Origin of the sequence: Pseudomonas sp. B21-056, from assembly GCF_026016325.1 — a bacterium.
Classification (GTDB): Bacteria; Pseudomonadota; Gammaproteobacteria; order Pseudomonadales; family Pseudomonadaceae; genus Aquipseudomonas.
Map to the genome: position 1 here is coordinate 838,892 of NZ_CP087203.1, position 14,692 is coordinate 853,583.

Below are 14,692 nucleotides of genomic sequence, written 5' to 3' on the forward strand. Positions count from 1 at the left end.
GGGGAAGAATTGTACGAAAGGGCGATACGTAGGGTGTAATGCTATTTACTTAAGGACGTAGATCGACCTGTGGCGAGGGGATTTATCCCCGCTGGGCTGCGCAGCAGCCCTAAAAAGGCTGGGTGCAAACAGCTCGGCCCGGCCCGGTGGCTGGGTTCAGGGCTGCTGCGCAGCCCAACGGGGATAAATCCCCTCGCCACAAAGAGTCGGGCATGTCAGAAGTTTGTGTTCGGGCATAACATGAGCTTGCCCGCGATGAAAAAGTCCCAGGAATTGAAATCATCAACCCCTGGAACGCTTGAGTCGTGCCTCACAAAAAAACGCCCATCTCCTGCCGGAAACGGGCGTTTTTTCATGATCAGACCCGGAAATGGCTCACCATCATCTGCAACTGATTACCCAGTCGCGCCAGTTCGACGCTGGAAGCAGCGGTTTCCTCGCTGGCGGCGGCGGTCTGTTCGGACACGTCGCGCACGTTGATGATGCTGCGGCTGATTTCCTCGGCGACGGCGCTTTGCTGTTCGGCTGCGGCGGCGATCTGCTGGTTCATCGACTGGATGTTCGACACCGTGCGGGTGATGTTCCCCAGTGATGCTCCGGCCTTGCGGGTCAGGGCCACGCTGCTGTCGGTGAGGCTGCGGCTGTTGTTCATCACGGTCGCCACTTGCTGGGTGCCGTTCTGCAGGCCGGCCACCAGGCCTTCGATTTCCTCGGTGGATTTCTGTGTGCGTTGGGCCAGGCCACGGACTTCGTCGGCGACGACCGCAAAGCCACGACCGGCTTCACCCGCGCGCGCCGCTTCGATCGCCGCGTTGAGGGCCAGCAGGTTGGTCTGTTCGGCCACAGCCTTGATCACGTCCATGACGCTGCCGATCTTGTCGCTTTCCTGTTGCAGCACGGTCATGGCGTCGGTGGAGCGTGCCACTTCGCTGGCGAGGCGTTCGATCTGGGCGATGGCTTCGCTGACCACCTGATCGCCGGCGCGGGCTTCGCCGTCTGCTGCGGCTGCGGCATGGGAGGCGTCTTCGGCGTTGCGGGCCACTTCCTGCACGGTGGCGGTCATTTCGTGCATGGCGGTCGCCACCTGATCGGTCTCGACTTTCTGGCTGTTGACCCCGGCGCTGGTCTGCTCGGTGACGGCGGACAGTTCCTCGGCGGCGCTGGCGATCTGGGTCACGCCGTCGCGGATGCCGCTGATGAGATCGCGCAACGTCACGCCCATGCGAGCGATGCCCTGCTGCAGCACGCCCAGCTCATCACGACGGGTGACGATGACGGTGTGGGACAGGTCGCCGTTGGCAATGCGCTCGACCACGGCCAGGGTATCGCTCAGCGGCCGGGTAATCTGTCGCGTGATGATCACGGCGGCAATGATGCCCACCAGCAAGGCGAGCAACGTGCTGATCAGTTGCAGTGTGCGGGCCTGGGCGCTTTCGGCGTCGCGGCGGTCGAGCTGGATCTGATACAGCTGTTCGCTCAGGTTGACGATGGTCGCGCCCTGCTCGGTCATTTCCTTGCGCGCCTGCACGGCGTCGGCAGTGGCCTGCTTGAAGGCCTGCAAGGCGCTGCGGTATTGGGTCAGCGCGTTTTCCAGCTGGCGCAGCTCATCTTGACGAGTGCTGGCGAAATGCAGGTTCAGCGGTTTGAGCGAAGCGATGGCGGCGTCCAGTTGGGCGACGGCTTTGTGCTCCGTATCGGCGTTGCTGTTGGCGGTGTAGCCACGGACTTCATAACGGGCCAGCATGAACGCCTGCTTCGCCTGGGTAATCGCCTGGAACTGTTCGAAGCGCTCATCGCCCGGGGCCATTTGCGCCACATCGGCGCCGATCACTTCGATCAGCTTGTAGGCAGCTTCGGCGTTGGCACCCATGGCATCGCGGGCCGTGTTGCCGGTGCGGTAGGCGCTGCGCATTTTGTTCAGAGACGTCTGATAGGCGCCGATGGTTGCGCTCTGCTCCTTGAGCAGCTTGACGTTTTCCGGGCTCTTGAAGCTGTTCAGCAGCGCGTTCTGTTGCGTCACGAAACCATCGAGGGTGGTCTGCACATTCTGTGCGGCCGTCTCGTCGCCATTGGTCAGCATGTATTGCAGGCGGGTGACTCGGAGCTTGGTCAGCCCGGCGTTGAGTTGGGTGATGTCGCTCATCCAGTTACTGCGGTCGATCAGCCCGCCCAGGCTGTTCCAGCCGGTCACGGCCAGGATGCAGGTCAGGAGCAGTACCAGGCCGAAGCCCAGGCCCAGTTTCATGTTGACGCTAATATTGCCAAACCAGCTATTCATCAAATTCCTCCAGGAACGTTGTGCTGCTTGATCGTCGGTTGGCTGGAAGATTGTTGTTGTTAAGCCAGCAAAATAGGGAACAGGCCTGTATCGGCTGCCGACTCGATATCTGAAAGATTTTTTCCCGGCTTCAGGTTGCTCGCCGAATTTTCAGGCGTATGTCCCAAGCTTTTTTTCACATCCATTTCACTGGCTACCTACGCAGCCCTCTCTACTGTCACGCCATTGAATGACTGGATGGATGCCGTCGGGGCGGCTTGATGTGGAACTGAGACTGAGTTTTTTCGGCCTGACGCGCTCGATCGAGACAAGCCGGTTTGCCCGATACCGAAACGCCGCAGTCGTCCTGGCCTCGGCGCTGCTGGTGTTTCCGTTGACTCTCTGGTTGCTGAGCCCGGCGGCGTTGCCGGACCTGGCCCATGGCAACCTCGCCGGGGCCCGGAGCCTGGCCGACGGTTGGGCCAAGGGCGAGATGATCGTGCTGGTGCGCCATGTCGAGCGGTGCGATCACGCCAAGGCGGCGTGCCTGAATGATCCTTCTGGCATCACTGACCGGGCCCGTGCCGTCGCCGTTGGTCTCGGTGCCCGGTTCGAGCAACTGGGCCTGGACAATGCCGACATCTACAACAGCCCGACCACCCGCACAGCCCAAACGGCGGGATACATGTTCAACAAGGTGAGCGCTGGCGACGATTGGTTGATCAATTGCCGGCATGACCTGTTGCGCAATGCCTTGGCCCACAAAGTGGCCGGGCGCAATCTGATCCTCGTTACCCATAGCGAATGCATGCAGGCAATGGAAACCGCGCTCAAGCGACCGACCTCGACGTTTGGTTATGGTGCGTCGCTGTTTGTTTCCACCGCCAAGCCACAAGCGCCTCGGTTGCTCGGTTTTATCGAAGCGTCTGACTGGCGCTCGGTGACGTTTCAGTAACTTTTCCCACGATCAGGACCGCCCATGCTGACGTCTGCTCGCGCCCGTTTCTACGGGCTCAATCTTGGAGTCCCACTGCTCTGTGCCGCCGTGGTGTTCCTGCTGTTCGACATGACCCGCATCGACATCGCCATCAGCGATTTCTTCTACGACCCGCTGCAGCAGGTGTTTCCGTTGGAACATGTGCACTTGTTCGAGAAAATCACCCATAAGTGGGCCAGGGTCATTCCGAACTGGACCGGCGAGGTGGCCATTATCGGTGCACTGTTGTCGTTTTTCTGGCCCCTATTCAAGCCGGAAAAACGCCCCGGACTGCTTCGTCTACTGGACACGCTCAGGCTGAGCGAGCCGCTGCGTTTTGCCCACAAGCATCGTCGAGATTTCCTCTACGTCGTCTTCGCTTTTTCCCTCAGTACCGGGGTCATTCATTACCTCAAGGGCCACACCAGTGTGTACTGCCCGGTGGAAACCACCCAATACGCCGGCAAGATCGAACACAAAGAGTGGTATCAGAATTTCGACCTGCTGAAAGTCGCCGGTGACGGCCGCTGCTGGCCCGGCGGTCATGCTTCCGGTGGCTTCACCATGCTGGCGCTGTATTTCGTCGCACGCCGCTATCGCTGGCGTCACTCGAAAGCGCTGATGTATGGAGCGCTGGTCCTGGGGTTTGTCTATGGCACAACGCGAGTCCTACAGGGTTGGCACTACATGTCCCACACCTTTTGGGCTGGGATCTTCGTCTGGTTGAGTTGTTGGGTGATGGCATTGGCTTTCTATGGGCGAACGGCCTTGGAACAACCTTTATCCACCAGGGCTTCATTGAAGGGGCCGGATGGCCTGTCTGAGCTCGGTGACGCACAGCCCTCCGCTTGAATCGCGGACAAAAAAAAGCCCGCGGGAGAGCGGGCTAAAACCTTAGTTTCTTGAATGAGCGAGGGGACTTTACCGAATAACAGAAGTGCTTAGGGTGAAGAAAAGTTCATGCGATTTCTCGCCTCGGCCTTTCCTTGGCGCAGGCCGTCGAAAATCCCTGTGGAGCGAGCCTGCTCGCGAAGGCGGACTGAGATTCAGCATTGATGTTGACTGATCTGCCGTCATCGCGAGCAGGCTCGCTCCCACAGGTTCGGTGGTGTCTGGTCTCTCGACAACTCCGTGGCGAGGGATCTTGCTGCCGCTGGGCTGCGCAGCGGCCCTTCTTTGTGGGCTCATCTACAGTCGAGGTTTACGACGCGTCTTGTGAGACACGTCGCTTTTTTCAACAGAAAATTCCCTCCCCCTTGAACCGAAATCGATGTGCCGGGTCTGGTGTGCGCGTGGTTTTGCGTATTAACAGCGTGAGTGGTTTTCGAGGCGCGCTGTCATTTCCGTATCGAGGGATCGAACATGTTTCCACCCGCCCTTTGGGCGAGGTTGTGCCTGGCTTTGCTGTGGCTGTCTTCGCTTACTCCGGCTCATGCCGCCCCCACTCCCGGTGAAACCGACCTGATCCGCGAGCGCCAGAATCGTTTGCTCGAAGAGCAGCGCCGGCGTCTGGAAGAACTCAAGGACTTGCCCGGTCAGGAGGCCAAGCCGACCCAGCCGACCGCGCCGGCCGATACCCGTTGCTTCCCCATCAAGACCATTGAACTCAAAGGCGCCGACAGCCTTTCCGCCAGCGAGCGCGAGCGTCTGCTCAAACCCTACCTCGGCCAATGCCTGGGCGTGCCCCAGCTCAATGAGCTGCTCAAGGCCATCACCGACCACTACATCGAGAAAGGCCTGGTCACCAGCCGTGCCTACTTGCCGCAGCAGGACCTGTCCAGCGGGCACCTACAGGTGCTGGTGGTCGAGGGACGCCTCGAAGGCTTGAAAGGCGCCGAGAACAGCAAACTGTCGGACCGTGAATTGGCGATGGCGTTTCCCGGCAAGACCGGCGAGTTGGTCAACCTGCGGGAAATCGAGCAGATGGTCGACCAGCTCAATCGCCTGCCGTCGAACCAGGCGAAGATGGAGCTGACCCCCGGCCAGAACGTCGGCGGCAGTGAAGTGCTGGTTAAAAATACCCCGCAGAAGCCCTGGCGCGTCGGCCTGTCCCGCAGCAACGACGGCCAGCACAGCACCGGCGAGCAGCAGTGGGGTACCCGCTTCGAGTGGGACAGCCCACTGGGCCTGGCCGATCAGTTGATGCTGCGTGGCGGGCATGACGCGATGAGCGATCACCAGCACACCTCGCGCAACGCCATGCTCTATTACAACGTGCCCTGGGGCTGGTGGAACGTCAGCTACACCTACAGCCAGAGCGAGTACCGCTCGCAGATCGCGGCCAATGGTTTCAACTTCAAGCAGACCGGCGACAGTCAGAATCATCAACTGCGGGTCGAGCGGGTGATTCATCGCGACGCCGTGAGCAAAACCTCCCTCAACACGGGGCTGGCTTACCTGCGCAGCAACAACTTCATCGAAGATAGCAAACTCAGCGGCAGCAGCAATCGCATCAGCGAGGTGCAGTTCGGCGTCAACCACGGCCGTCGGGTCGGCAATGCCTTCGTCAACCTGGACCTGGGCATGCAGCAAGGCATCGGCGCCTTCGATGCCCAGGGCGACCATGACCCGGGACCCGGGCTGCCGAACGCGCGCTACCGCAAATACACCGCCACCGTCAGCTATTTGCAGCCGTTCCAGCTATGGGGTGAGTCCTTCAGCTTCAGCAGCCTGATGACCGGGCAGCGCAGCGAGGATGCGCTGTTCGGGCCGCAGCGCATGAGCCTGGGCGGGGAGTCTTCGATTCGGGGTTACAAGGACCAGTCGCTGGCCGGCGACAGCGGCGGCTACTGGCGCAACGACCTGCGCTGGAGTCGCCCGGTAACCCTGGAATGGTTGCGCCCGGTGTTCGCCGAGTACGGCACCAGCCTGGGCTATGACCAGGGCGTAATACGCGGTAATCACTACAACAAAGAACCGAACGGGCGCATGTCGAGCAACTCCCTGGAGTTGTTTGCCCGCGGCGAGCACCTGAGCGCCAGTGTCACTTTTGCCCACTCCCTGGAACGCCCGGATGCCCTGACCGAGCGTGAAGCGCCGATCTACTTCCGCATAGACGTATCTATTTAATGCTGCTGCAACGAGACCTGATCATGGACGACCGCCAACCCTCTGCTGCCCTGAAACCCCGCGAGCTGTTCTGGGGCATGCCCAAGCGTGGGTTGGCGTTCCTGCTGGCGAACGTCATGCTCTGGCAACCGATGTGGGCCCAGGCCGACGGCATCGTCGTCAGCGCACCGGGCACCAGCCTCGGCCAGGCGGGCAACGGCGTGCCCATCGTCAATATCGCCAAGCCCAACGGCAATGGTCTGTCCCACAACCAGTTCAAGGACTACAACGTCGGCAGCAACGGCGTCATCCTCAACAACGCCACCAACCCCGCCCAAGCCACGCAACTGGGCGGAATCATCCTTGGCAACCCGAACCTCAAGGGCACGGCCGCCCGGGTCATTCTCAACGAAGTCAACGGCGGCAGCCCCAGCCAATTACGCGGTTACACCGAAGTGGCGGGGCAGTCGGCCCATGTCATCGTCGCCAACCCCTATGGCATCACCTGTAACGGCTGCGGTTTCATCAACACCCCGAAGGCGACCCTGACCACTGGCAAACCCATTGTTGAAAACGGCCAGGTGAGTCGCTACCAGGTCGACCAGGGCAGCATCGCTATCGAAGGTGCGGGCCTCAACGCCAACAACGTCGACCGCTTCGAAATCATCACCCGCAGCGCCAAGATCAACGCCGAGATCCAGGCGAAAAACCTGACCATCGTCGCCGGCCGCAACGACGTCGACGCCGCCACACTCAACGCCACCACCCGCGCCGATGACGGCAGCACCAAACCGCAACTGGCCATCGACTCCTCGGCGCTGGGCGGCATGTACGCAGGCGCCATCAAACTGGTAGGCACCGAGGCCGGTGTCGGCGTGAAGCTGGACGGTCAGATGATCGCCAGCGGCGGTGACATCCAGCTCGACGCCAACGGCCATTTGAGCCTGGCCCAGACGGCTGCCGCCGGCGCCGTCAACGTCAACGCTGTCAGTCTCGATGCCCAAGGACCGGTCTATGCCGGCACCGCATTGACGGTGAAAACCCAAGGCGACCTGACCAGCCAGAACAACCTGGTGGCCCGCAACAGCATTCATCTGGACAGCGGCGGCACCCTCCGCAACAACGGAATCATCGAAGCCGGGGTCAATGCGGATAACACGCGCAATACCAGCGGCGACATCACCCTCACTGCAAAACAACTGAACAACGGCGGCAAAACGGTCGCTGCCAGCCACGACCTGAGCGTCACCACCACTGATGCACTGAACAACCAGGGCGGCACCCTCAGCGGGCAGCGCAAGACCACGGTCACGGCCAACGTTGTCGATAACCGCAACAAAGGTCGCATCCTGGGCAACACCGAGGTGAACGTTAAGGGCGATCAAGTACTCAACGGCAGCGGCGGCCTGATCAATAGCCAGGGCACCTTGCAGGTGACGGCGGGCCATCTGGACAACAGCGCCGGTGAACTGTCGAGCCTGAACACCGCGACGCTGGTACTCGGCAGCCTGGACAACCTCACCGGCCTGGTGATGACCGGCAAGCAGCTGGATATCACGGCGACCGGCGCCGTCAACAACCAGGGCGGCGAACTGTCGACCCAGGGCCTGATGACCCTCAAGGCGGGAAGCCTGAACAATCGCGACAAGGGCACCGTCGCCGCCAACGGCAATCTGGTCGTGACTACCACGAAAGGGGCGATCAACAACGCCAACAATGGCCTGATTGCCAGTCGCAACGCCGAGCTGAAGGTGACCGCCGCCAGCCTGGACAACGCCAAGGGCACGCTGCAAGGCAAAGGCCTGGTGACGGTCGATATCGCCGGCGACATCGATAACCAGGTCGGCTCGATCATCGCCCAGGACGCGAACCTGAATGTCTTTGCGACCAATCTGGACAACCGCGGCGGTGTACTGTCCAGCGTCAAGGCCGCCTTGGAGGCGCGTGTCACTGGCGTGCTGAAAAACGGCCATGACATGAACGGCCAGGGCGGCACGATCCAGGCGCAAGGCCTGACCCTCGACGCCCTCGCCGGGCTGTTCAACGACGGCGGACGCATCGCGGCGCAGGCTGGGGATGCCGTGCTCAATACCGGTAGCGCCAGTTTCGACAACAGCAACGGCGGCCTCTATGCCAGCGGCAAGGTGAAGCTCGACGCGCTGAACCTGGACAACAGCAGCGGCCAGATCAGCGCCGGGCAGATCGATCTCAACCTCAACGGTACCCTGGACAACACCCAGGGCATCATCGAAGGCGACAGCAGCCTGGATGTCCTCGCGGCCAGCCTCGTCAATCACAATGGCCAACTGCGCACCCTGGGCCGTAACAGCACCACCGTGTTCTCCATCGGCGGCCTGTTCGACAACAGCAACGGCACCCTGGAAACCGTCAGCAGTGACGTCGGCTTCACCCTCGGCAGCCTGAACAACCAGAGCGGCAAGCTGCGCCACATCGGTGCCGGCGCATTCGGCCTGAACCTCACGCAATTGGGCGCGGTCGGCGGCAGCCTGGTGACCTACGGCACCCTCGTACTCGACGCCGACAGCTGGACCAACAGCACCTCGATCCAGGCTGAACACCTCACCGTCAACGTCGACCACCTGACCCAGACCGCCACCGGCCAGTTGCTCAGCGCCAACAGTTTCACCGGCACCGGGATCGACTGGCGCAACGATGGCCTGATCGGTAGCGACGGCCTGATCGATGTGCAGCTCACCGGCCAATACGCGGGTAACGGCCGCTTGAGCAGCCTGGGTACCTTGGGTCTCAGGGCCGCGTTGATCGATCTGGAAAAGAACGCCAGCATTGCCGGCGGCGCAGCCACCACCGTGCACGCCGATGGCGTCTTCAATAACCGTGGCCGCGTGACCTCGGCGGCGGGTGTGAATGTCACGGCGCAGGGCATCAACAACTACGGCACCCTGGGCGGCGCCGGATTGCTGAGTGTTGGCACCGGTGCATTGCGCAACGAAAACGGCCTGATCTTCAGCGGCGCCGACATGGCCCTGAAGGTCGACAGCCTGACCAACCTCAACGCCGACATCTACAGCCTGGGCAACCTGAGCATCGACCGCGACGGCCTGGGCACATTGGCTTCCAGCATCGTCAACAGCTCCGGTTCGCTGCAAAGCGACGGCGACATGAGCCTGGCCGCCAGCACGATTGAAAACGTGCGAACTGTGTTGAACACCAACGACGCCGGCATCTACACCGCGTCGATCAGGGAAATCGCCTGCATTGAAGGCGTCAACGCCGGGGATTGCAGCGGCGGCAAGGAAAACCACGTCTGGCAGATTATCCAGCGTGACAAGTTCGAAGTGACCGAGGCCTCGGCCGGGTCGAGCATCACCTCCGGCGGCAACCTGAATATCCAGGCCAAGAGCCTGACCAACCAAAGCAGCACCATCGGCGCGGGCGGCACCCTCACCGCCAGACTCGATAGCCTGGACAACATCGGCATCGAAACCCACGACACCGAAACCTCGCGCACCTTCATGTCCGAGCGCACGCGCAACCCCGGCGGCTGGCGTACCCTCGCCAACAATTTCACCAACAAATACTGGTTCCAGAGCCCCGGCTACAACCCTGCCAACCTCGGCGGCCTGGAAGCTGACATGAGCCGCTTCATCGGCACGACCGAACGCGAACTACTGCAATTCGGCAGCAGCCGGGCCCTGTCCCACGATACCCAGACCTACGCCGCCATCATCCAGTCCGGCGGCCCCGTCGACGTCCGCGTCCAGGGCGTTGCCGACAACCGAGTCATCCGTGGTGGCTACAATTACGTCGGCGCCGGCCCGCGCACCGACACGGGCGCCGATGGCGCATTCTCAACCCGCATCACCGTCAACCAACAGCTACCGCCAAACCTCGCCCAGCAGCAGGTCAACCCGGTAACCCTGCCCGGCTTCGACCTGCCCACTGGCCAGAACGGCCTGTTCCGCCTGAACGAAGGCAACGGCACTCCGACCCAAAGCAGCGGCCTGATCCAAGTACGCGGCCTGCCGGACCGCTCGTTCCAGGCCAACCCACAGAAATACCTGATCGAAACCAACCCGGCGCTGACCGACATGCGCCGGTTCATGAGCTCGGATTACCTGCTGTCCAACCTGGGCTACAACCCGGACGACGCGGCCAAACGCCTGGGCGACGGTTTTTACGAACAACGCCTGATCCAGCAAGCCGTCATCGCCCGCACCGGCCAGCGTTTCCTCGACGGCCAGACCTCTGACGAAGGCATGTTCAAGTACCTGATGAACAACGCTATCGCCAGCAAGGACGCGCTCAACCTGTCCTTGGGCGTAAGCCTGACCGGCGAACAGGTCGCGGCGCTGACCCACGACATCGTCTGGATGGAAAACCAGACAGTGAACGGCCAGCAGGTGCTGGTGCCGGTGCTTTACCTGGCGAACGCCAACCATCGGCTGGCGGCGAATGGGGCGTTGATCCAGGGCAGCGATGTCACGTTGATTGCCGGCAAGAACCTGAACAACGCTGGGACGTTGCGGGCGTCGAATAACCTTGTTGCTACGGCGAATGACAGCCTGGTCAACAGTGGGTTGTTGGAGGCGGGGAATCGGCTGGATGCGTTGGCGAGTAACAATCTCACTAACCGGGCGGGTGGGGTTATTTCTGGCCGAGATGTCAGCGTTGTTGCCCTGACGGGCGACGTGATCAACGAGCGCACCGTCACCACTCACGAAAGCAGCAGCGGCTATCGCACCGAGCGCACCGACTTCATCGACAGCGCCGCCCGTATCGAGGCTGCCAACAACCTCACCGTCGGCGCCGGGCGCGACATCAACAACGTTGGTGGTGTGCTGAAAAGTGGCAACGACACCATTCTCGACGCCAAACGCGACGTCAATCTCGTCGCCGCCGAACGCATCACCAACGGCACCCGCGGCCGTCATCGCGACGAAGACATCAAGCAATACGGCTCCAGCCTTGAGGCCGGTCGCGACCTGACCGCCAACGCCGGACGCGACCTCAACGTCGTCGCCAGCCAGATCGATGCCAAACGCGACATCGCCATGGCCGCCACGAGCAGCTTGATCCTGGCCTCGGCGGCGGATGAACAGCACTCCTACAGCAAGAGCAAAAAGGTCACCCGTCAGGAAGATCACGTCGATCAGGTGTCTTCGACCGTGACTGCTGGGGGCCGCGTTGCGCTGAGTGCCGGACAGGATCTGACGCTGGTGTCCAGCAAGGTGAAGGCTGAGCAGGAAGCCTATCTGGTGGCGGGGCGCAAGCTTGAGCTGTTGGCTGCGCAGAACTACCACTATTCGCTGTATGACATGAAGAAGAAGGGCGGATGGGGGAGTAAGAAGACGCAGCGTGACGAGGTGACTGATGTAAGGCATATCGGCAGTGAGATCGCTACCGGGGGCGATTTGATATTGCTCAGTGGAGATGATCAGCGTTATCAGGCGGCCAAACTGACAAGTGGAAATGACCTGACTTTGCAGAGTGGCGGTTCGATTACCTTCGAAGGCGTCAAGAACCTTAATCAGGAAAGCCACACAAAGAGCGATTCCAGCCTGGCCTGGAACTCGATGAAGGGTAAAGGTCACACCGACGAGACGCTGATTCAGAGCCAGTTGCAGGCTCATGGGAACTTGGCAATCAAAGCCGCCGATGGCTTGCACATCGACGTTAAACACATCAATCAGAAAACCGTCAGTCAGACCATCGACGCCATGGTCAAGGCTGATCCGAAGCTGGCGTGGCTCAAGGAAGCCGAGCAGCGTGGCGATGTGGATTGGCGGTTGATCAAGGAAACTCACGAGTCGTTTAAATACAGCCACTCGAGCTTGGGCCAGGGCGCGATGTTGGCGATCATTATCATCGTTACCGTGCTGACGGCTGGTACAGGAACCGCGGCGACTGTAGGCGCATCTGCCGGCACCGCAGCTTCCGGGGCGGCAGCGGCGGCCGGTGCATCGGCTGCCACGGCAGCGACTGTAGGTGCTGCTGCATCGGCCGCCGCAACGGCGAGTTTTTCAGCAGCAGTGGCGCAAACTGCGGTCAGCACAATCAATAACAAGGGTAATTTGGGCGCGACCTTCAAGGATGTCTTTTCATCAGAAAGCTTGAAGGGCTATGTCATTGCTGGGATCACGGCCGGTTTTACTAAGGGCGTTATCGACCCCGCGCTTGGTGGCAATACAGTGCCGTTCAATAACCTCACAAAAGGTTTTGATTTAAATACGCTTCAAGGCGTTGGTGGTTTTGCACTGCATGCCGGGGCTCAAGGTGTTGCGAGCGGTGTCATCAAAACAGCCATCAATGGAGGGAGTTTCGGCGAGAACCTCGGTGACGGGTTGATTTATCAGGCGGGTAACGTCGCAGCCGCCACAACATTCAACTTTGTCGGTGGTTATGCGCAAGACCATTGGCAGGCTGCGAAGAACTCCGGTGATGTTACGGGCATGGCCATGTGGGCCGAAGGTGGCGTTGCTCGTACCGCCATGCACGCATTGGCGGGAGGGGCGATTTCCAGCGCAACGGGTGGAGACTTCAAGACCGGCGCTATCGCGGCAGGTGCCAGTCAAGCCATGGCTCAAGCTCTCAACACCACCTTCGATACACAACCTGATCTACGGCAGGCGTTTTCTCAGGTTGTCGGTTTGACGGCCGCCGGACTTGCTGGCGGTGACGTCGAGAAAGCCTCATGGGTTGCGTTGATGGCTGACGAATACAACCGTCAGCTTCACCAGAAAGAAACAGTTGCGCTTGAAAAGCTGCAAAAGGAATCACCAGAAAAAGCGTATGAACTTAAAGCTGCTGCGTGTGCTTTGGTTCATTGCTCTGCTTCGGTTCCTGTGGATGATCCTCACTACCAAGACGTTAAAGCACTTGAAGCGGACGGGAAGGGTTTCCAGGATGCTCAGGGTAAGCTTTTCGCTACCGGTGCCTTCGACGAATATTCGAACTGGGATCGAGTCAATGATGATCTGCTGCTTAATGATAAGGAAGCCAGGGAATCAGCCCTCACGAGCCGAGCGGTAATCGGCGCGATGACTGCCGCCGCAGGATTTGGCGGCGCAATAGCCGGCACGCCGGCTTGTGTCACCGGTGTCGGTTGCGCTATACCAGCCTTCTCCGGTTTAGCAGGTGCGGCGGCGTTTGCTGATGGGTGGCAGGCCACCGGGCAGCTGTTTGCTCCCTACGACTACACTCAAGGAAGCAAGGTTCTCGCGTCCTTCAGTAGTGCTACCTACCCGGGTGACGTAAACCCGCTTCGTGACTATGGAACAGAGGCCGCCAAGGCTGCGTTGGAAATAGCGCTGCTCAAGGGGGTGGGGAAGTATCTGGATGGGAGTGGGGCTTCGGTCCTGGTTTCGGGGGTTAAGGGGGGTGGGGCAAAACCAACTGGGACCACCGATATAGCCTACGGGGAGATGGGGCCTTTTGTACCTCAGCTCAGTCGGTATGAAGATCGAATTAAACTGACGCCAATTAACGGAGGCTCGTGGTCAGGAGCCAGAGGTGAATCAAAATTTGTATTCGATAACCCTGAGCTAAAGGCAATTTTACCTGATGGGATTGCGTATAAAAATGGCTACCCGGACTTCTCTCCCGTTGCTGTGCAAGAAATTAGGCTTCCGGGGCTGATATCTACAAATCGAGACTCTAATTTTCGTGCTGCAAATCAGATGCTGGCTAGTAAGCTTGGTGTGAAAGAGTCTGATGTGGCTCTCTTTATGAGAGAGCAGAAATATACATGGCATGAAGTTGAAGATATGCGAACGATGCAGTTGGTTCCCTCGTTTATCCATACTGGCAAGGTTGGTTCGATGGATTTTGGTGTAAAGTATGGTCATTTGGGCGGAGTGGCCGAGAAAAATTTGTTGGAGGGGCTTAAAAAATGACTGTTGTGTTAGATGGGGATTTTGGTAAGTTGCATTTTGATGGGGCTTGGATAGGAGTATGTGAAATATTTATTTTTGGAAGCGTATGTGAGGTGGAGCTTGTCGTTCAGACTTTTGATAATGCTTCTATCTCTGAAATTCAACGGCTTGCGTTTCGAGAATTCAATTTGCATAAGGCTGCTATTTCTTCGATGGTAGAAAAAGCTGTATTTGATTATTACTTATGTCGGGTTGAGGAGTATCGAGAGTGCTTTGATGCTGATGAGGTTGATATCAACGCGCCCAAGGTCCATGCAATTAGTGAGATGCGGGATCTGATTTCTCTAAGATGTATAAAAATAATGTCTCCTTTTGACGCAGGAGCACGTCAAATTGGATTTATTTTTGATGCGATGTTCGACCCCCAACTTGGTTTAGGGGTTCTGGTTACCAACGGCGCCGTGGAAGCCGTCGATACTCAGGATATCTTGCTAGGATGAAGGAACTCCTCAGGGACAGACCACGATTAGGAACTGGCTGGAAATCAGATCATCTTTA

7 protein-coding genes and 1 pseudogene are annotated in these 14,692 nt (G+C 59.6%); 5 read left to right on the forward strand and 3 right to left on the reverse strand.

What is annotated here, in order from left to right; genetic code table 11:
* Positions 1-358 precede the first annotated feature (358 nt).
* The 3 genes and pseudogenes from LOY67_RS28400 to LOY67_RS03580 all read right to left on the reverse strand — a co-directional run bounded on the left by LOY67_RS28400 (position 359) and on the right by LOY67_RS03580 (position 2,463).
* The gene (locus tag LOY67_RS28400; RefSeq protein WP_413776195.1) at positions 359-1,222 is read right to left on the reverse strand and encodes a methyl-accepting chemotaxis protein; all 864 of its coding nucleotides are present in this window, start codon (positions 1,220-1,222) and stop codon (positions 359-361) included.
* A gap of 42 nt (positions 1,223-1,264) precedes the next feature.
* Positions 1,265-2,278 (reverse strand): annotated as a pseudogene (locus tag LOY67_RS28405) (methyl-accepting chemotaxis protein); the annotation flags it as partial.
* Positions 2,279-2,337: 59 nt separating this feature from the next.
* The gene (locus LOY67_RS03580; protein WP_265065977.1) at positions 2,338-2,463 is read right to left on the reverse strand and encodes a hypothetical protein; all 126 of its coding nucleotides are present in this window, start codon (positions 2,461-2,463) and stop codon (positions 2,338-2,340) included.
* A gap of 77 nt (positions 2,464-2,540) precedes the next feature.
* On the opposite strand from LOY67_RS03580, the gene LOY67_RS03585 reads away from it, so the two are divergent.
* The 5 genes from LOY67_RS03585 to LOY67_RS03605 all read left to right on the forward strand — a co-directional run bounded on the left by LOY67_RS03585 (position 2,541) and on the right by LOY67_RS03605 (position 14,634).
* On the forward strand, positions 2,541-3,212 hold the full coding sequence (locus LOY67_RS03585; RefSeq protein WP_265065978.1) for a histidine phosphatase family protein: 672 nt from the start codon (positions 2,541-2,543) through the stop codon (positions 3,210-3,212).
* A 24-nt stretch (positions 3,213-3,236) separates the two neighbouring features.
* Positions 3,237-4,085 carry a phosphatase PAP2 family protein gene (locus tag LOY67_RS03590; RefSeq protein ID WP_265065979.1) on the forward strand — a complete coding sequence of 283 codons (849 nt, stop codon included), beginning with the start codon at positions 3,237-3,239 and terminating at the stop codon, positions 4,083-4,085.
* Positions 4,086-4,595: 510 nt separating this feature from the next.
* Positions 4,596-6,302, forward strand: coding sequence for a ShlB/FhaC/HecB family hemolysin secretion/activation protein (locus LOY67_RS03595; RefSeq protein WP_265065980.1), 1,707 nt, complete (start codon positions 4,596-4,598; stop codon positions 6,300-6,302).
* A 23-nt stretch (positions 6,303-6,325) separates the two neighbouring features.
* The gene (locus LOY67_RS03600) at positions 6,326-14,155 is read left to right on the forward strand and encodes a DUF637 domain-containing protein (protein WP_265067692.1); all 7,830 of its coding nucleotides are present in this window, start codon (positions 6,326-6,328) and stop codon (positions 14,153-14,155) included.
* Positions 14,152-14,634 (forward strand): DUF6985 domain-containing protein, encoded by a 483-nt coding sequence (locus tag LOY67_RS03605; RefSeq protein ID WP_265065981.1) that lies wholly within the window; start codon positions 14,152-14,154, stop codon positions 14,632-14,634. Before LOY67_RS03600 ends, LOY67_RS03605 begins: the two co-directional genes overlap by 4 nt.
* Positions 14,635-14,692: the final 58 nt, after the last annotated feature.